General features: G+C 72.4%; 14 protein-coding genes. 12 read left to right on the top strand and 2 right to left on the bottom strand.

Annotated features, from left to right (window positions below):
- Positions 1-14: 14 nt before the first annotated feature.
- The 4 genes from ABZ919_RS00450 (at position 15) to ABZ919_RS00435 (ending at position 6,923) form a co-directional block, all read left to right on the top strand.
- Positions 15-1,271 (top strand): glycosyl hydrolase, encoded by a 1,257-nt coding sequence (locus ABZ919_RS00450; RefSeq protein WP_361240547.1) that lies wholly within the window; start codon positions 15-17, stop codon positions 1,269-1,271.
- Complete coding sequence (locus ABZ919_RS00445) at positions 1,268-3,316, top strand: endo-beta-N-acetylglucosaminidase (protein WP_361240544.1); 2,049 nt, start codon at positions 1,268-1,270, stop codon at positions 3,314-3,316. Before ABZ919_RS00450 ends, ABZ919_RS00445 begins: the two co-directional genes overlap by 4 nt.
- Positions 3,317-3,346: 30 nt before the next feature.
- On the top strand, positions 3,347-6,367 hold the full coding sequence (locus tag ABZ919_RS00440; protein ID WP_361240541.1) for a glycoside hydrolase family 38 C-terminal domain-containing protein: 3,021 nt from the start codon (positions 3,347-3,349) through the stop codon (positions 6,365-6,367).
- A gap of 88 nt (positions 6,368-6,455) precedes the next feature.
- The gene (locus ABZ919_RS00435; protein ID WP_361240538.1) at positions 6,456-6,923 is read left to right on the top strand and encodes a DUF4231 domain-containing protein; all 468 of its coding nucleotides are present in this window, start codon (positions 6,456-6,458) and stop codon (positions 6,921-6,923) included.
- Positions 6,924-6,936: 13 nt separating this feature from the next.
- Here ABZ919_RS00435 and ABZ919_RS00430 read toward each other — a convergent pair whose 3' ends face one another.
- On the bottom strand, positions 6,937-7,638 hold the full coding sequence (locus tag ABZ919_RS00430) for an FCD domain-containing protein (RefSeq protein WP_361240535.1): 702 nt from the start codon (positions 7,636-7,638) through the stop codon (positions 6,937-6,939).
- Between the two features lie 161 nt (positions 7,639-7,799).
- On the opposite strand from ABZ919_RS00430, the gene ABZ919_RS00425 reads away from it, so the two are divergent.
- The 8 genes from ABZ919_RS00425 to ABZ919_RS00390 are packed head-to-tail and all read left to right on the top strand — an operon-like array spanning position 7,800 to position 15,616.
- Positions 7,800-8,864, top strand: coding sequence for a sugar ABC transporter substrate-binding protein (locus ABZ919_RS00425; protein WP_361240532.1), 1,065 nt, complete (start codon positions 7,800-7,802; stop codon positions 8,862-8,864).
- Positions 8,861-10,351: a sugar ABC transporter ATP-binding protein gene (locus ABZ919_RS00420; protein ID WP_361240530.1), complete on the top strand. Its 1,491-nt coding sequence runs from the start codon at positions 8,861-8,863 to the stop codon at positions 10,349-10,351. Before ABZ919_RS00425 ends, ABZ919_RS00420 begins: the two co-directional genes overlap by 4 nt.
- The gene (locus ABZ919_RS00415) at positions 10,344-11,372 is read left to right on the top strand and encodes an ABC transporter permease (protein WP_361240527.1); all 1,029 of its coding nucleotides are present in this window, start codon (positions 10,344-10,346) and stop codon (positions 11,370-11,372) included. Before ABZ919_RS00420 ends, ABZ919_RS00415 begins: the two co-directional genes overlap by 8 nt.
- A gap of 51 nt (positions 11,373-11,423) precedes the next feature.
- Entirely contained in the window at positions 11,424-12,764 is a 1,341-nt protein-coding gene (locus ABZ919_RS00410; RefSeq protein WP_361240524.1) for an L-fuconate dehydratase, read from the top strand.
- A complete protein-coding gene (locus ABZ919_RS00405) occupies positions 12,761-13,516 on the top strand; it encodes an SDR family oxidoreductase (protein ID WP_361240521.1) in 756 nt (251 codons plus the stop codon). The genes ABZ919_RS00410 and ABZ919_RS00405 overlap by 4 nt, the downstream gene beginning before the upstream one ends.
- Positions 13,513-14,484, top strand: a complete 972-nt coding sequence (locus ABZ919_RS00400) for an aldo/keto reductase (RefSeq protein WP_361240518.1) — start codon at positions 13,513-13,515, stop codon at positions 14,482-14,484. Before ABZ919_RS00405 ends, ABZ919_RS00400 begins: the two co-directional genes overlap by 4 nt.
- Complete coding sequence (locus ABZ919_RS00395; protein ID WP_361240515.1) at positions 14,481-14,795, top strand: L-rhamnose mutarotase; 315 nt, start codon at positions 14,481-14,483, stop codon at positions 14,793-14,795. The genes ABZ919_RS00400 and ABZ919_RS00395 overlap by 4 nt, the downstream gene beginning before the upstream one ends.
- The gene (locus ABZ919_RS00390; protein ID WP_361240512.1) at positions 14,792-15,616 is read left to right on the top strand and encodes an amidohydrolase family protein; all 825 of its coding nucleotides are present in this window, start codon (positions 14,792-14,794) and stop codon (positions 15,614-15,616) included. Before ABZ919_RS00395 ends, ABZ919_RS00390 begins: the two co-directional genes overlap by 4 nt.
- On the opposite strand, the gene ABZ919_RS00385 is transcribed toward ABZ919_RS00390, so the two are convergent.
- The gene (locus ABZ919_RS00385; RefSeq protein WP_361240509.1) at positions 15,604-17,025 is read right to left on the bottom strand and encodes a lipase maturation factor family protein; all 1,422 of its coding nucleotides are present in this window, start codon (positions 17,023-17,025) and stop codon (positions 15,604-15,606) included. The genes ABZ919_RS00390 and ABZ919_RS00385 overlap by 13 nt on opposite strands.
- Positions 17,026-17,122 lie beyond the last annotated feature (97 nt).

Below are 17,122 nucleotides of genomic sequence, written 5' to 3'. Positions count from 1 at the left end.
CCCAAGGACACCCCATGCCCCCAGCCGTACGCTTCGGCGTCAACTACACCCCCACTGAAGGGTGGTTCCACCACTGGCTCGACTTCGACCTCGACTCCGTGCGGGCCGACCTCGACGCGATCGCCGCGCTCGGTCTCGACCACATCCGCGTCTTCCCGCTGTGGCCCTACTTCCAGCCCAACCGGGCCCTGATCCGCCCGCGCGCCGTCGAGCAGCTCGTGGCCCTGGCCGACGCGGCCGCCGAACGCGGCCTGGACGTCAACGTCGACGGGCTGCAGGGCCACCTGAGCAGCTTCGACTTCCTGCCCGCCTGGACCCGCACCTGGCACCGGCGCAACCTCTTCACCGACCCGGACGTCGTGGAGGGACAGGCCGCCTATCTGCGCACCCTCGCCGCCGCCCTCGCCGACCGGCCGGGCTTCCTCGGCATGACCGTCGGCAACGAGGTCAACCAGTTCGCCGCCGGACCGCATCCCGACCCGGACCGCATCACCTCCGAGGAGGCCGAACGGTGGCTCGTCCGGATGCTGGCCGCCTGCGCCGAGGGCGCCCCGGACCGGCCCCATCTGCACGCCTCCTACGACGCCGCCTGGTACCAGGACGACCAGCCCTTCACCCCCGGCCACTCCGCCCGGCTCGGCGACCTCACCGCCGTGCACTCCTGGGTGTTCAACGGCACCGCCCAGCGCCACGGCCGCACGTCCGTGCCGGCCGAGCACCACGCCGCCTATCTGGTCGAGCTCAGCAAGGCCTGGGCACGGGAACCGCACCGGCCGGTGTGGCTGCAGGAGGTCGGCGCGCCCGCGCCCCTCGTGCCCGCCGAGCACGCGGCCGCCTTCGCCGAGGCGACCGTCGCCCACGCCCTGGACTGCGCCGACCTGTGGGGCATCACCTGGTGGTGCTCCTACGACGTCTCCCGTGACCTCGCCGACTTCCCCGCACTCGAATACGGCCTCGGCCTGCTGACCAACGAACGCACGCCCAAGGACGTCGCCCGGGTGCTGGCCGAGGCCGCCCGCCGGCCGCACGCGCGCCCCGCCGTACGCACCACGGCCCTCGTCGTACCCGACGATCCGGGCCGCCGCTCCCGCTGCGCGCCCGGCGGACCGGTCTTCGACGCGTTCTTCCGGCTGGTCGCCGACGGCGTCCGCCCCACCACCGTCCTCGACACCCGCGCCGGCGACAGGGACCACCTCGCCGCGCGCGGCATCACCGAGGTCGTCACACCCGATCAGGTACTCCCCACCCCACACGGAGGCACCCGCTCGTGAACCCCCGCAGACGCACCGTCCTGATCGCCGCCACCGCGGCCGCCCTCAGCCCGCAGCTCCCCACGGCCGCGGCCGCGGCGGCCCCGCACGCCACCGCCGCGACGCCGCCGTACGCCTCCTACTGGTACCCGGACTCGCTGCCCTCCGGCAGTCCCGGTCCCGGGATCACCTGGCGCAGCCTGAAGTCCTGGCGCGCCGCCGACGACCCCGACCTCGCCTTCAACACCGCGTCCGTGCCGCTCGCCCCCCGGTTCACCCCGACCCCGGCGAACACCACCGCCCGCGCCGGTCAGGCCCGCGTCCAGGCCCTGGTCTCCTTCGGCCCCACGTCGAGCAACCCCGCGCAGGGCTCGGCCATGGCCGACTACTACGCCCTCACCCACTGGGCGTACCTCGACGAGCTGGTCTTCTGGGGCGGCTCGGCCGGCGAGGGTCTGATCCTCGCGCCCAACGCACCCGTCGTCGACGCGGCCCACCGGCACGGCGTCCCGGTCCTCGGGAACGTCTTCCTGCCACCGGTGGCCTACGGCGGCCGGCTGCAGTGGACCCGCGACCTCGTGCAGAAGGACGCCGCCGGGCGCCATCCGCTCGCCGCGCAGCTCGTCGCCGTGGCGGCGGCCCACGGTTTCGACGGCTGGTTCCTGGACGCCGAGACCGGCGGCGGGAACACCGCGCTCGGCCAGGCCGTGCTCGCTTTCGTGACGGAGCTGAAGGCGCTCGCGGCGGCCAACGGACAGCGGGTGACCTGGTACGACGCGATGACCGTGAACGGCACGGTCGACTGGCAGGGCGCGCTGGACAGCCGGAACCAGGCCTTCTTCCAGGCCGCCGACGACATGTTCGTCGACTTCCGGTGGAGCGGCGCCGGCCTGGCCTCCTCCGGCGCCAGGGCGGAGCAACTCGGGTGCAGCCGCTACGCGTTGTGGGCCGGCGTCGACGTCGAGTCGAACGGGCCCGGCACGCCCGTGGACTGGGACGCGATCGTGCCCGCCGGGAAGCCGCACATCATCTCGATCGGCTTCTACCGGCCCGAGTGGACCCGCAACCACCTGCCCGACGACCAGCGGGGCCCCGCGGACTTCCACGCCGCCGACGACCGCTTCTGGACCGGCCGGTCGCTGGATCCGTCGACGCCCGACACGAGCGATCCGTGGCGGGCGCCGGCGGTGTCGGTGGCGGACCGGTCCACCGTGACGTCGGTGCCGTTCGCGAGCGTCTTCAACACCGGGCACGGACTGTGCTGGTACGAGGACGGGGCCGTCACCTCGGACACGCCCTGGAACCACCTCGGGCTCCAGGACCGGCTGCCGTCCCGGCGCTGGGTGGTGCGGACGCGGGGGGAGCGGCCGGCGGTCTCCTTCGACTTCGCCGACGCGTGGCGCGGCGGAAGCAGTGTGCTGGTGGCCGGCCCTCTGGATCAGCCCGTGGTGCTGGATCTCTACGCGACGCGGCTGCCGATCGGTGCCGACACGGTTGTCGAGCTGACGTACCGGGCGGAGGCTGGCAGTGTGAACGTCGAACTGGCGGTGGCGACGGCCGAACCGGGCGGGGCGGGAACGCCACCGCCGTACACGTACCTGCCGGTGGACCGGCTCCACAGGCATCGAAGCGATGCTGTGAAGTCGGTCAACGGCTGGGACACCGCGACGCTGCCGCTCACCTCGACGTCCGGCACGGTGCACGCCCTCGGGCTGCGGCTCACCGCCACCGAGGGGCCGGTGCGCTGGCGGCTCGGCGGCCTCGCCGTCCGCCCGGCCGGCACCCTGCCGGCTCCCGCCGCCCCCGCCGGCGCCCGCGTCACCGCGGCCGCGGGCGGTGATCTCCGCCTCGCCTGGCACACGCCCCCCGGCCCCGTCCGCCACTACAGCCTCCACCGCCTCCTTTCCGACGGCACCCGCCGCTTCCTCGGCGCCACCCGCCAGCAGGCGTACTTCGTCTCCGGCCTCCGGCCCGAGCAGGGCGAACGCGCGGCGCGGTTGGAAGTGCGCGCCGTAGGGGAGCTGTACACCTCGTCGGCCCCCGTGACCGTCACCCACACCTGGTGATCACCCGGAACCCAGCAGGGAGCACCCCGCATGCATGACGACCGCACTCTGGTGGAAGCCCGCCTCAGGCGCGTCCTGGAGGAACGCATCCGCCCGGCCGTGTACCCGGAGACCGTGCCGCTCGAGGTCGCGGTGTGGCACGCGCCCGGCGAACCCGTGCCGGTCGCGGCCGGGCTCGCCGCCGAGCCCCAGCCGATCGAGGTGGGCGCCCGGTGGGGCGCTCCGTGGGGCACGAGCTGGTTCCGGGTGACCGGCACCGTACCCCCGGCCTGGGCCGGAAAGACCGTCGAGGCCCAGCTCGACCTGGGCTTCGACGAGAACATGCCCGGCTTCCAGTGCGAGGGCCTGGTCTACCGGAGCGACGGCACCCCTGTGAAGGGGCTCAACCCCCGTAACCAGTGGGTGCGCATCGGCGCCCCGGTCGCCGGCGGCGAGGAGGTGGTCCTGCACATCGAGGCCGCCTCCAACCCGGTCGTCCTCGGCTACCACCCCTTCGTGCCCACGCCGCTCGGCGACAGGGACACCGCCGGCGCCGAACCGCAGTACACGCTCACCCGCATGGACCTCGCCGTCTTCGACCAGCCGGTGTGGCAGCTGGTCCTGGACCTGGAGGTGCTCGGCGAGCTGATGACCGAGCTGCCCGCGGAATCCGCGCGCCGCCACGACATCCTGCGCGCGGTCGAGCGGGCCCTGGACGCCGTGGACCTCCAGGACGTCAACGGCACGGCGGAGCGGGCGCGGGAGCAGCTCGCCGGGGTGCTGTCGGCGCCCGCCGTGCCCTCGGCGCACCGGATCAGCGCGGTCGGCCACGCGCACATCGACTCGGCCTGGCTGTGGCCGCTGCGCGAGACGGTGCGCAAGGTCGCCCGTACGACCTCCAACATGACCGCGCTCATCGAGGACGAGCCGGAGTTCGTGTTCGCCATGTCCCAGGCGCAGCAGTGGGCGTGGGTGAAGGAGCACCGGCCCGAGGTGTGGGCACGGGTGAAGAAGGCCGTCGCGGAGGGACGGTTCGTGCCGGCCGGCGGGATGTGGGTGGAGTCGGACACCAACATGCCCGGCTCGGAGGCGATGGCCCGGCAGTTCGTGCACGGCAAGCGGTTCTTCCTCGACGAGTTCGGCATCGAGAACGAGGAGGCCTGGCTGCCCGACACCTTCGGCTTCGCCGCCGGGCTCCCGCAGATCATCCGGGCGGCCGGCTCCAAGTGGCTGCTGACGCAGAAGATCTCCTGGTCGCAGACGAACAGGTTCCCGCACCACACCTTCTGGTGGGAGGGCATCGACGGCACCCGGATCTTCACCCACTTCCCGCCCGTCGACACCTACAACTGTTCCATGAAGGGCAGTGAGATCGCCCACGCGGCCCGCAACTTCAGGGAAAAGGGCCGCGCCAGGCACTCCCTCGCGCCCACCGGCTGGGGCGACGGAGGCGGTGGCACGACCCGGGAGATGGTCGCCAAGGCGGCCCGGCTGCGCGACCTCGAAGGCTCGGCGACCGTCGTCTGGGAGACACCCCGGGCCTTCTTCCAGAAGGCCGAGGCCGACTACCCCGAAGCGCCGGTCTGGGTCGGCGAACTGTACCTCGAACTGCACCGCGCCACCCTCACCAGCCAGGCGAGGACCAAGCAGGGCAACCGGCGCAGCGAGCACCTGCTCCGCGAGGCGGAGCTGTGGGCGGCCACCGCCGCCGTGCGCACCGGATTCCCCTACCCCTACGAGGAGTTGGACCGTATCTGGAAGACGGTCCTGCTGCACCAGTTCCACGACATCCTGCCCGGCTCGTCGATCGCCTGGGTGCACCGTGAGGCGCGGGCGACGTACGAGCGGATCGCCGGCGAACTGAACGACATCATCGGCGCGGCGCAGCGCGCACTGGCCGGGGAAGGGGACCGGGACCTGGTCTTCAACGCGGCGCCGCACAGCCGTGCCGGGGTGCCGGCCGGCGGCGCCGCCGCGCACCGGCCGCCGCGGGGGACGAGTGCGGCGGCTCGGGCGGACGGCGGACACGTCCTGGACAACGGTCTGCTGCGGGTCGAGATCGACGCCCGGGGCCTGGTCGTCTCCGCCCGCGACATCGCCGCCGACCGTGAGACCGTCGCCCCCGGCAGGGCCGCGTGCCTCCTCCAGCTCCACCAGGACCTCCCGAACATGTGGGACGCCTGGGACGTGGACTCCTTCTACCGGAACACGGTCACGGACCTGACGGACGCGGACGAGGTGAGCGCCGGCGAGGACGGGATCTCCGTGCGGGTCGTCCGCTCCTTCGGCGACTCCCGCGTCACCCAGGTGCTGTCGCTGCCGCCGGGGGAGCGGCGACTGGAGATCGACACGGAGGTCGACTGGCACGAGACGGAGAAGTTCCTGAAGCTGGCCTTCCCGCTCGACCTGCACGCGGAACGGTACGCGTCCGAGACCCAGTTCGGACACGTCTTCCGGCCCACTCACACCAACACCTCCTGGGAGGCCGCCAGGTTCGAGGCGTGCAACCACCGCTTCGTCCACCTGGAGGAGCCCGGCTGGGGAGTGGCCGTCGTCAACGACTCGACGTACGGCCATGACGTGACCCGCACCGTGCGCACCGACGGCGACCGCGGTACGACGACCACGGTCCGCGTCTCCCTCCTGCGTGCCCCGCGCTTCCCCGACCCCGAGACCGACCAGGGTGTCCACCGCTTCCGGCACGCCCTGGTCCCGGGCGTCTCGATCGCCGGCGCGGTCCGCGAGGGCTGGCGCATCAACCTGCCGGAACGGCGCCTGACCGGGGCGCACGAGGTCGCCCCGCTGGTCACCGTCGACAACGACGCCGTGGTGATCACGGGGGTGAAGCTCGCCGACGACGGCAGCGGAGACGTGGTCGTCCGCTTCCACGAGGCCCATGGCGGCCGGACCCGGGCGACCCTCACAGCCGGTTTCGCGGTCGCGGACGTCACCGTGACGGACCTGCTGGAGCGGCCGTGGGACGAGGGGGCTCCGCCCGAGCGGGACGGCGACCGCGTCACCGTGCGGTTGCGGCCGTTCGAACTGGCGACCCTCAGGCTGCGCAGGGCGTGAACCCCGGTGGGCGGGGCCGGCCGGCGCGGCCGCCCTTGCCCACCGCCGGGGCTTTCCCCGGCGTGGGCCGAGCCACGATGATGTGCCGATGAGGCGAAGAAGGATCCCCGACGGTTCCTGGGCCGCGGAGCCGGATCCCCTGTTGGCCCTCGTCCGGAGGGATCTGACGTTCTACGCGAGGACCTCCGACCGGGCCAGGCGGCTGCACCACGGCACCGAGCTCGGCGCTCTGCTCACCACGTCGGTGACGGTCGTGGCGGCCGGCCTGCATGCTCCGGCCTGGCTGACCGCGCTGATCGCGGGCGGCGCCGTCTTCTTCACCGGCCTGCGTCAGCTGTACGGCGCCGGCTCGCGCTGGGTGCTGGCCGCGCAGGCGCGGGAGTCGCTGCGCCGCGCACTCGACCGCTACCTGCTCCTGCCCGAGTCCGAACGTGACGCGGCGGCCCGGCAGGCACTGCAGACGGCGGTCGAGGAGGTCGGCGCGAACGAGCTGCGCACCTGGTCCGAGGCGCAGAGCGGGCGCCCGGAACCGCCTCTGCCCTCGGCGGGAGCCTGATGGGGAGGACCGGTCAGGGACCCAGCTGCGTCCTGAGCCACTCCTCCACCTCGCCCACATGGGCCGCGGCCGCAGCTCTCGCCGCCTCCGGATCGCGGGCGGCGAGGGCGCGGTGGATGGCGGCGTGTTCGCGGCGGGTGCGGGCGAAGGCGCCCTCCTCCTGGTAGCCGCGCCAGACGCGGGCCCGGAAGGTCCGGGAGGACAGGCCCTCCAGGATGGCGGCCATGGTCTCGTTGCCCGCCGCGGCGGCGATCTCGCGGTGGAAGGCGAGGTCGTGGGCGAGGATCTCCTCGGGATCGTCGGCGGCGTTCATGGCCGCCAAGTGCTTCTCCACAGCGGCCAGTTGGTTGTCGGTGATGCGTGCGGCGGCCAGCGCGGTCGCCGTCGACTCCAGGATCCGCCGCACCTCGAGCAGCTCCACCAGGCGCGGGCCCCGGGACAGGTCCGCGACCACCCCGAAGGTCTCCAGCAGGTCCCCGGCCTCCAGCGCGGTGACGTAGATCCCGGAGCCGTGCCGGGCCTCCAGGACGCCCATCACCGTCAGGGCGCGGATCGCCTCCCGCATGGAGCTGCGGGAGATGCCCAGCCGGGCCGCCAGATCGCGCTCGGTGGGCAGCCGCTGGCCCGGCTCCAGCCGGCCCTCGGCGATCATCGCCTTGATCTCCTCGATGGCGCGCTGGGTCACCGTGCCCTTCTGCGGGGCTTCCTCGTCCACGCCGCTCCTCCCTCCCCGGTGCGCCGCAGTCTAGCCAGCAGAGTGGTCCGACCACTACCGCTTGGACCGCTGAATTTTCCCTGCACGAGGGTGTCGACCGCGCTTATTGGTCTGATAAGTATGCGGCGTCTGCTCGAACCGCCTCGACGAGGAGCCGCGAGATGCCCGCCAGCACTGTCAGGAAGCGCAGCAGGTCCCGGATCACCGGCGCGGTGGCACTGGCCGCCGGTGCCTCGCTCGTGCTCGCCGCCTGCGGCAGCACCAAGGACACCGCGAGCGCGGGAAGCGGCGGCACCGGCAGGGTCGGCGTGATCCTGCCGCTGCTGACCTCCCCGTTCTGGCAGTCGTACAACGACTACGTGCCCAGGATGGCCAAGTCCGAGGGTGTTCAGGTGCTGAAGACGGTCAACTCCAACAGCGACCCCGCCCAGCAGATCACCGACATCGACAACGAACTCACCCAGGGCGTCAAGGGACTGGTGGTCGCCCCGCTGGACAGCGCTGCCGTCCAGGCCGGACTCGACCAGGCCGAGCGCAAGGGCGTACCCGTCGTCGCCGTGGACGTCGCGCCCGACAAGGGCAAGGTCGCCATGGTGGTGCGCGCCGACAACGTGGCCTACGGCGAGAAGGCCTGCGATTACCTCGGACAGCACGTCGGCAGCGGCAAGGTCGTGCAGATCATGGGCGACCTGGCCTCGGTCAACGGCCGCGACCGCTCCGAGGCCTTCCGGTCGTGCGTGAAGAAGAAGTACCCGAAGCTCAAGGTGCTGGAGATCCCCGCCAAATGGGAGTCCGACACCGCCGCAGCCAAGCTCGACACCCTGCTGGGCGCCAACCCCGACATCAAGGGCATCTACCTCCAGGCGGGCGGCGTCTACCTCGCGCCGGCCCTGCAGACCCTGAAGGCCAAGAACATGCTGGAACCGGCCGGGCAGAAGGGCCACATCGCGATCGTCTCCAACGACGGCATCCCGCAGGAGTTCGACGCCATCCGCAAGGGCCAGATCGACGCCACGGTCTCCCAGCCCGCCGACGCCTACGCCAAGTACGGCCTGTACTACATCAAGGCGGCGATGGCCGGGAAGACCTTCAAGCCCGGTCCGACCGACCACGGCTCCACGATCGTCAGGCTGCCGAGCGGGATCCTGGAGGACCAGCTGCCCGCGCCGCTGGTCACCAAGGCCAACGTCGACGACCCCAAGCTGTGGGGCAACACGGTCGGATGAGTACGCCGCTTGTTGAAGCCGAGGGCATCGTCAAACGGTACGGCCCCACCCTCGCCCTCGCCGACGGCCGGCTCACCGTGCTGCCCGGCGAGTCCCACGCGCTGGTCGGCCGCAACGGCGCCGGCAAGTCCACCCTGGTCAACGTCCTCACCGGCCTGCAGGCCCCGGACGCGGGCACCGTCCGCTTCGACGGCGAGCCCGCGCCGCCGCTCGCCGACCGGGACGCCTGGCGCCGCAGGGTCGCCTGTGTCTACCAGAAGCCCACCGTCGTCCCGGAGCTGACGGTCGCCGAGAACCTGTTCCTGAACCGGCAGCCGACCGGCCGCGGCGTCATCAGCTGGCGCCGGCTGCGCCGCGAGGCCGCCGAACTCCTCGGCACCTGGGACGTGCGCGTCGACCCCGAGGCGCGCACCGCCGACCTGCGGGTCGAGGACCGCCAGATGGTCGAGATCGCACGAGCACTGAGTTTCGGGGCCCGGTTCATCGTGCTGGACGAGCCCACCGCACAGCTCGACAACCGGGAGATCGAGCGGCTCTTCACCCGCATGCGCGCCCTGCGGGACTCCGGCGTCACCTTCCTGTTCATCTCCCACCACCTCCAGGAGGTGTACGAGGTCTGCCAGACGGTCACGGTGCTGCGCGACGCCCGCTGGATCACCACCGCACCCGTCGCCGACCTGCCGAAGGCGGCGCTGGTGGAGGCCATGGCGGGGGAGTCCGTCGCCGAACAGGCAGTACAGCGCGGGGCAGCGGACGACGATGCTCCCGTCCTGCTCCGGGCGCGCGGGCTCACCTCACCGGCGTACGAGAACGTCGACCTCACCGTCCGCCGCGGCGAGGTCGTCGGACTGGCCGGCTCCAGCGGCAGCGGCAAGAGCGAGCTGGCCGAGTCCTTCGCGGGACTGCACACACCGACCGCAGGAAGCGCACAACTGGAGGGCGAACGGCTGCCGTTCGGCGACGTGCGGGCCGCCCTGCGCGCCGGGGTGGGCTGTGTCCCGCGCGACCGGCACGAGCAGGGCCTGGTGTCCGCCATGAGCATCGGCGACAACGCCACGCTGAGCGTGCTGGACCGGCTCGGCCGGTTCGGTTTCGTCGCCACCGACGCCAGGCGCCGCTTCGCCGCCGAGCTGATCGACCGCCTCGACATCCACGCCGAGGGCCCCGACCAGCCCGTCTGCGACCTGTCCGGCGGCAACGCGCAGAAGGTCGTCATGGCCCGCGCCCTCGCCTCCGGACCCCGCCTGCTGGTCCTGATCAACCCAACCGCCGGAGTCGACGTGAAGTCCAAGGAATCACTGCTCGCCCGCATGGACAGCGCCCGCGAGGACGGCACCGCCGTCCTCGTCGTCTCCGACGAACTCGACGACCTGCGCCGCTGCGACCGCGTCCTCGTCCTCTTCCACGGCCGTGTCGTCGCCGAGCACAGGGCCGGCTGGCGCGACCACGAGCTGATCGCCTCCATCGAAGGAGTTGACCATGGCTGACACCCGGGCCGCCCCGCCGCTCGCGCCACCGAAGAGCCCGGACGCCCGCTCGGCGAGGACCGTGCTGCTCCGCCGCGCCCGCGAACTCGCCTTGGTTCCGGCGCTGTTGCTGCTCATGGTGCTCGGCGCGATGGTCAACGACTCGTTCCTGACCGAACGCAACCTGATCTCCATTCTGGGTGCCTCGGCGGCGCTGGCGATGGTCGTGCTGGCCGAGTCCCTGGTGCTCATCACCGGCAAGTTCGACCTGTCCCTGGAGTCGGTGGTCGGCATCACGCCGGCCGTGGGCGCCCTGCTGGTGCTGCCCGCGAGCCAGGCCGGCTGGGGCACCGGCTTCCCCGCCGCGCTCGCCCTGCTCGCGGTCCCCGTGACCGGCGCGCTCGTCGGCGCCTTCAACGGCGTCCTCGTGGTGAAGTTCCGGCTCAACGCCTTCATCGTGACCCTCGCGATGCTCATCGTGCTGCGTGGCCTGCTGGTCGGCGCCACCAAGGGCAAGACCCTGTTCGGCATGCCCGACAGCTTCTACTCCCTGGCCACCACCACCCTCCTCAGCGTGCCGCTGTCGGTGTGGCTCGCCGCCGTCGCCTTCGCGATCGCCGGGTTCGTGCTGAAGTACCACCGCACCGGCCGCGCCCTGTACGCCATCGGCGGCAACGCGGACGCCGCCCGCGCGGCCGGGGTCCGGGTGGACCGGGTCATGCTCGGCGTGTACGTCGTCGCGGGCCTGCTCGCCTCGGTCGGCGGACTGCTGCAGACCGGGTACGTCGGCGCGATCAGCGCCAACCAGGGTCAGAACATGATCTTCACCGTGTTCGCGGCCGCGGTGATCGGCGGTATCAGCCTGGACGGCGGCAGGGGCACCATGTTCGGCGCCCTGACCGGTGTCCTCCTGCTGGGCGTCGTACAGAACCTGCTGACCCTCGCCCAGGTCCCGTCGTTCTGGATCCAGGCCATCTACGGCGGGATCATCCTCGTCGCCCTCGTGATCGCGCGTGTGACGACGGGCCGCGCCCAGGACTGACGCGTCCGAGCCGGCGTTCCGTCACGCTCCCGAACGAACGAAAGGACTTCAGTGTCCGAGGCCCCCGCCCGCGTCACCGCGGTCGACACCCACGACATCCGTTTCCCCACCTCGCGTGAGCTCGACGGCTCCGACGCGATGAACCCGGACCCCGACTACTCGGCGGCCTACGTCGTGCTGCGCACCGACGCCGCCGACGGGCACGAGGGGCACGGGTTCGTCTTCACCATCGGGCGGGGCAACGACGTCCAGGTCGCCGCGATCGACGCGCTTCGGGACCATGTGCTCGGCCGGGACGTGGCCCGGCTGTGCGCCGACCCCGGCTCGCTCTTCCGGGACCTGATCGGCGACAGCCAGCTGCGCTGGCTCGGCCCCGAGAAGGGCGTGATGCACATGGCGATCGGGGCCGTCGTCAACGCCGTCTGGGACCTCGCCGCCCGCCGGGCCGGCAAACCGCTGTGGCGGCTGCTCGCCGACGCCGAGCCCGAATGGCTGGTCGCCCAGATCGACTTCCGCTACCTCACCGACGCCCTCACCCCCGACGAGGCCCTCGACCTGCTCAGAAGGGGGAGAGGAGGCGCCGCGGAGCGCCGGGCGAGGCTGCTGGAGCGCGGCTACCCCGCCTACACCACCTCCCCGGGCTGGCTCGGCTACGACGACGACAAGCTCGGCCGGCTCGCCGCGCAGGCCGTCACCGACGGCTTCACGCAGATCAAGCTGAAGGTGGGGGCCGACCTCGACGACGACATCCGGCGCTGCCGGGTCGCCCGCGCGGTCGTCGGCCCCGGCATCCGGCTCGCCGTCGACGCCAACCAGCGCTGGAACGTGGACGAGGCGATCCGCTGGACCAAGGCCCTCGCCGAGTTCGACCCGTACTGGATCGAGGAGCCCACCAGCCCCGACGACGTCCTCGGCCACGCCACGATCCGCCGCGCGGTGGCCCCGGTGAAGGTCGCCACCGGTGAACACGTGCACAACCGGATCGTGTTCAAGCAGCTGCTCCAGGCGGGCGCCCTCGACATCGTGCAGATCGACGCGGCCCGCGTCGCCGGCGTCAACGAGAACCTCGCCATCCTGCTGCTCGCCGCCAGGTTCGGCGTCCCGGTGTGCCCGCACGCCGGCGGGGTCGGCCTGTGCGAACTCGTCCAGCATCTGTCGATGTTCGACTACCTCGCCCTCTCGGGCACCACCGAGGACCGGGTCATCGAGTACGTCGACCACCTCCACGAGCACTTCGTCACCCCGGTCGTCATCCGTGACGGCCACTACACGGCACCCACCGCGCCAGGATTCGGCGCCGCCCTCCGCCCGCAGTCCATCGCGCGGTACACCTTCCCCGGCGGCACCTACTGGGCCGCCGACCCCGACACCCAGAAGGGACAGGCCGCATGAGCGACTTCGAGGGCCTGAAGGCCCTGGTCACCGGCGGCGCGTCCGGCATCGGCCGGGCCACCGCCGACCTCCTCGCCGCCCGCGGAGCCCGGGTCGCCGTCCTCGACCGGAACCCGGCCTGCGTCGGCAAACCGCTCCTCGCCCATCGCGCCGACGTCACCGACGACGCCTCGGTCCGCGCGGCCGTCGAGCGGGCGGCCGAACAGCTCGGCGGCCTCGACGTGCTGGTCAACAACGCCGGGATCGGCGCCCAGGGCACGGTCGAGGACAACGACGACGACGAATGGCGGCACGTCTTCGACGTCAACGTGCTCGGCATGGTCCGCACCGCCCGCGCCGCCCTGCCGCACCTGCGCCGCTCGGACCACGCCGCGATCGTCAACACCTGCTCCATCGCGGCCACCGCCGGACTGCCCCAGCGCGCCCTGTACAGCGCCACCAAGGGCGCCGTGTACTCCCTGACCCTCGCCATGGCCGCCGACCACGTCCGCGAGGGCATCCGGGTCAACTGCGTCAACCCCGGCACGGCGGACACCCCCTGGATCGGCCGGCTGCTGGACGCCACCCCGGACCCGGCCGCCGAGCGCGCCGCCCTGCGGGCCCGCCAGCCCACCGGCCGGCTGGTCTCCGCCGCCGAAGTGGCGGGCGCCATAGCCTACTTGGCCAGCCCCCACTCCGGCGCCACCACCGGCACCGCCCTCGCCGTCGACGGCGGCATGCAGGGCCTCAGGCTCCGTCCGGTGGGCCGGTGAGGACGCTCGGCCGCAGCGGCGTCGAGGTCACCCCGCTCGGCCTCGGGACCGCGGCGCTCGGCAACCTCTACACCCCGCTCGACGACGAACAGGCCCACGACGCCGTGCGCGCCGCCTGGCAGCGCGGCATCCGCTACTTCGACACGGCCCCGCACTACGGCCTCGGCCTGTCCGAACGCCGGCTCGGCGCGGCCCTGCGGCAGTACGACCGCGCTCACTACACGGTCTCCACCAAGGTCGGCCGCCGTCTCGAGACCGCCGACGGAGGCGGTGACGACCTGGCCCACGGCTTCGCCGTACCCGCGACCCACCGCCGGGTGTGGGACTTCAGCGCCGACGGCATCCGGCGCACGCTGGAGGCGAGCCTCACCCGCCTCGGACTGGACCGGGTCGACGTCGTCTACCTGCACGACCCGGACGACCATGCCGAACAGGCCTTCCGCGAGGGCTACCCGGCCCTGGAGAAGCTGCGCGCCGAAGGCGTGGTCGGCGCGATCGGCGCGGGCATGAACCAGGCCCGGATGCTCACCCGGTTCGTGCGCGACACCGATGTGGACGTCGTCCTGTGCGCGGGCCGCTACACCTTGCTGGACCGCAGCGCCGCGAGCGAGCTGCTGCCCACGGCCGCCGAGCACGGTGTCCCGGTCGTCCTCGGCGGCGTCTTCAACTCGGGCCTGCTGGCCGATCCGGCTCCCGACTCGACGTACAACTACGCCCGTGCGCCACAGGAGCTGGTGGCCCGCGCCCTGCTCATGAAGTCGGTCGCCGAGCGCCACGGCACCACGCTGCGCGCCGCCGCGCTGGCCTTCTCCGCCGCCCACCCGGCGGTCGTGTGCGTCCTGGCCGGCGCCCGGTCCGCGCCCGAAGTCCACGACTGCGCCGACCAGTTCGCCGTGCCCGTCCCGGCCGGATTCTGGCAGGAGCTGCGGGAGTCCGGCCTGCTGCCCCGAGAGGAGAGCGCCGCATGAGAGTCGCCCTGCACACCAGGGTGCGCGCCGACCGGATCGCCGAGTACGAGGCGGCCCACCGCGAGGTCCCGCAGGAACTCACCGACGCCATCCGCGCCGCCGGTGCCACCTCCTGGACCATCTGGCGCAGCGGCAGTGACCTGTTCCACCTGTTGGAGTGCGAGGACTACGCCCGACTGCTCGCCGAGCTGGAACGGCTGCCGGTCAACGTGGCCTGGCAGGCCCGCATGGCCGAGCTGCTCGACGTGGTGCACGACTACTCCCGTGCCGGAGCGGACGCCGGGCTGCCGGTCGTCTGGGAGCTGCCGTGACCGTCGACGCCCACCACCACGTCTGGGACCTCTCGGTGCGGGACCAGGACTGGATCCCCGAAGGCAGCCCGCTCCGGCGTGACTTCACCCTCGGCGATCTCGAACCCGAGGCGAGGGCGGCCGGCGTCACCCGTACCGTCCTCGTCCAGACGGTCACGGTGCCCGAGGAGACCCCCGAGTTCCTGTCCCTGGCCGACACCCACGACCTGATCGCGGGCGTCGTCGGCTGGACCGATCTGACCCGCCCGGACGTCGCCGACGAACTGGCCCGGCTTCGCAGCCTGCCCGGTGGCGCCGCCCTGAAGGGCATCCGGCACCAGGTGCAGGGCGAGCCGGACCCGGAGTGGCTGCTGCGTCCGGACGTACGCCGGGGCCTGACCGCGACGGCCGACTCGGGGCTCGTCTACGACCTCGTCGTGCGGCCTCACCAGTTGCCGGCCTGCGTGCGGGCGGCCCGGTCCGTGCCCCGGCTCACCTGCGTGCTCGACCACCTGGGCAAGCCGCCCGTCGCGTCCGGCCGGCTCGAACCCTGGGCCACCGATCTCCGCGCCCTCGCCGCCCTGCCCAACACGTACTGCAAACTCTCCGGCATGGTCACCGAAGCAGACCCCGTCTCCTGGACCGTCGACGACCTGCGTCCCTACGTCGAGACCGCCCTGGAGGCCTTCGGTCCCGACCGCCTGATGTTCGGCTCCGACTGGCCGGTGTGCACCCCCGCCGCGACCTACGGCCAGGTCCTCGACGCGACGGTCCGGTTGCTGGGGCCGGCCGAACGCACCCAGGTCCTCGACACCACCGCCACCCGCGTCTACGACCTCTGAACCGCCCCCGCCAGCCGGGTCGGCGGCAGGTACTCGCGCACGTACGTCCGCTCCCAGCACGCGCCCGACTCCCGCAGTTCCCGCCAGGTGGTGTACCGGTACCGGAACAGGCGGGCCCGGACGTAGCGGGGCGGGTCGTCCGGTGGGAAGGGGGAGCGGCGCAGCAGGCGCAGGGTGTCGCGGTCGTTCTCCAGCAGGCGTTCCACCAGGCCGCCGAACCAGTCGCCGGCATAGCCCGGGGACAGCGCCGCGAACCACATCAGCCAGTCCAGCCGCAGATGGTACGGGGCGAACTGGCGCGGCCAGTGCCGGGTGTCGCCGGGCTTGCCCCGGAACTCGTACTCCCGCCACTCCGAGTCCTCGCGCGGTACGTCGTCCAGCGTGCCCTCGACCACCACCTCGTAGCGGACCCGGCTGACACTGCCGAACGCGCCGTAGGTGTTCACCAGGTGCAGCGGGTCGAAGGAGCGGTTCATGATCTGGCGGCGCGAGATCATGTTCGTCACCGGTCGGTGGCTCAGGAAGAGCAGCAGCGCGGCGAGGACCAGCACCACGACCTCGTACCACAGCGGCGCCGCCGCCACGGACGGCGCCGAGCCGGGAATCCGCAGCGCCGACAGGGCCAGCACGATGGTGATCCAGTTCAGCCAGGAGAAGTTGCCGGACAGCACCAGCCACAGCTGGGTGACGATCATCAGCGCGGCGGCGGCCGAGGCGATCGGCTGCGGTGTGAACAGCAGCACCGGTACGACCAGTTGCGTGACGTGGTTGGCGGCCACCTCCACCCGGTGCAGGGGCTTCGGCAGATGGTGGAAGAACCAGCTCAGCGGTCCCGGCATGGGCTGCGTCTCGTGGTGGTAGTCCAGGCAGGTCAGCTTCCGCCAGCACGCGTCGCCGCGCAGCTTGATCAGCCCGGCGCCGAACTCGACCCGGAACAGGATCCAGCGCAGCAGGAACAGCACGACGACCGGCGGCGCCACCTCGTCGTTGCCGAGGAACGCGGCCAGGAAGCCCGTCTCCAGCAGCAGCGACTCCCAGCCGAAGGCGTACCACGTCTGACCGACGTTCACGATCGACAGATACAGCGCCCACGGCACCAGCCACAGCACGATCCCCGCCCCCAGCGGCAGCAGGGAGTCCGCGCCGGCGAACAGCGCCGCCGACACCGCGCACCCGGCCCAGGCGCAGGTGGCGAAGAAGCGGTCGGAGTAGTGCAGATGGAACAGGCTCGGGGCCCGCTTGAAGCCGATCCGGGCCACGAAACGGGGGATCGGCAGCATGCCGCGCTCACCCAGCAGTGCCCGGAACTGCAGCACCGCCGTCAGGAACGCCACCAGGTACAAGGCGGCCAGAGCCCGCTGGAAGACCAGCCGGCTCAGCCAGTAGTCGTCAGCGGTGAACCAGTTCACGGCCGTGCGCGCCCTTCGTCGCGGCTAAACCGCCGGTGTCGTCCTCGTCATCGTCGTCTCCCGAGTTGCCAGCCGAACCGGAGCGATGCCCACAATA

The sequence above is a fragment of the Streptomyces sp. NPDC046759 genome (assembly GCF_040645475.1).
Classification (GTDB): Bacteria; Actinomycetota; Actinomycetes; order Streptomycetales; family Streptomycetaceae; genus Streptomyces.
The sequence above is the reverse complement of the archived record's forward strand: the minus strand, read 5'-3'. Positions and strand labels throughout refer to the sequence as shown.

Coding starts and splice junctions, on each gene's coding strand:
- ABZ919_RS00440 (WP_361240541.1), top strand. CDS start 3,347: ATGCATGACGACCGCACTCTGGTGGAAGCCCGCCTCAGGCGCGTCCTG.
- ABZ919_RS00435 (WP_361240538.1), top strand. CDS start 6,456: ATGAGGCGAAGAAGGATCCCCGACGGTTCCTGGGCCGCGGAGCCGGAT.
- ABZ919_RS00420 (WP_361240530.1), top strand. CDS start 8,861: ATGAGTACGCCGCTTGTTGAAGCCGAGGGCATCGTCAAACGGTACGGC.
- ABZ919_RS00395 (WP_361240515.1), top strand. CDS start 14,481: ATGAGAGTCGCCCTGCACACCAGGGTGCGCGCCGACCGGATCGCCGAG.
- ABZ919_RS00425 (WP_361240532.1), top strand. CDS start 7,800: ATGCCCGCCAGCACTGTCAGGAAGCGCAGCAGGTCCCGGATCACCGGC.
- ABZ919_RS00415 (WP_361240527.1), top strand. CDS start 10,344: ATGGCTGACACCCGGGCCGCCCCGCCGCTCGCGCCACCGAAGAGCCCG.
- ABZ919_RS00405 (WP_361240521.1), top strand. CDS start 12,761: ATGAGCGACTTCGAGGGCCTGAAGGCCCTGGTCACCGGCGGCGCGTCC.
- ABZ919_RS00450 (WP_361240547.1), top strand. CDS start 15: ATGCCCCCAGCCGTACGCTTCGGCGTCAACTACACCCCCACTGAAGGG.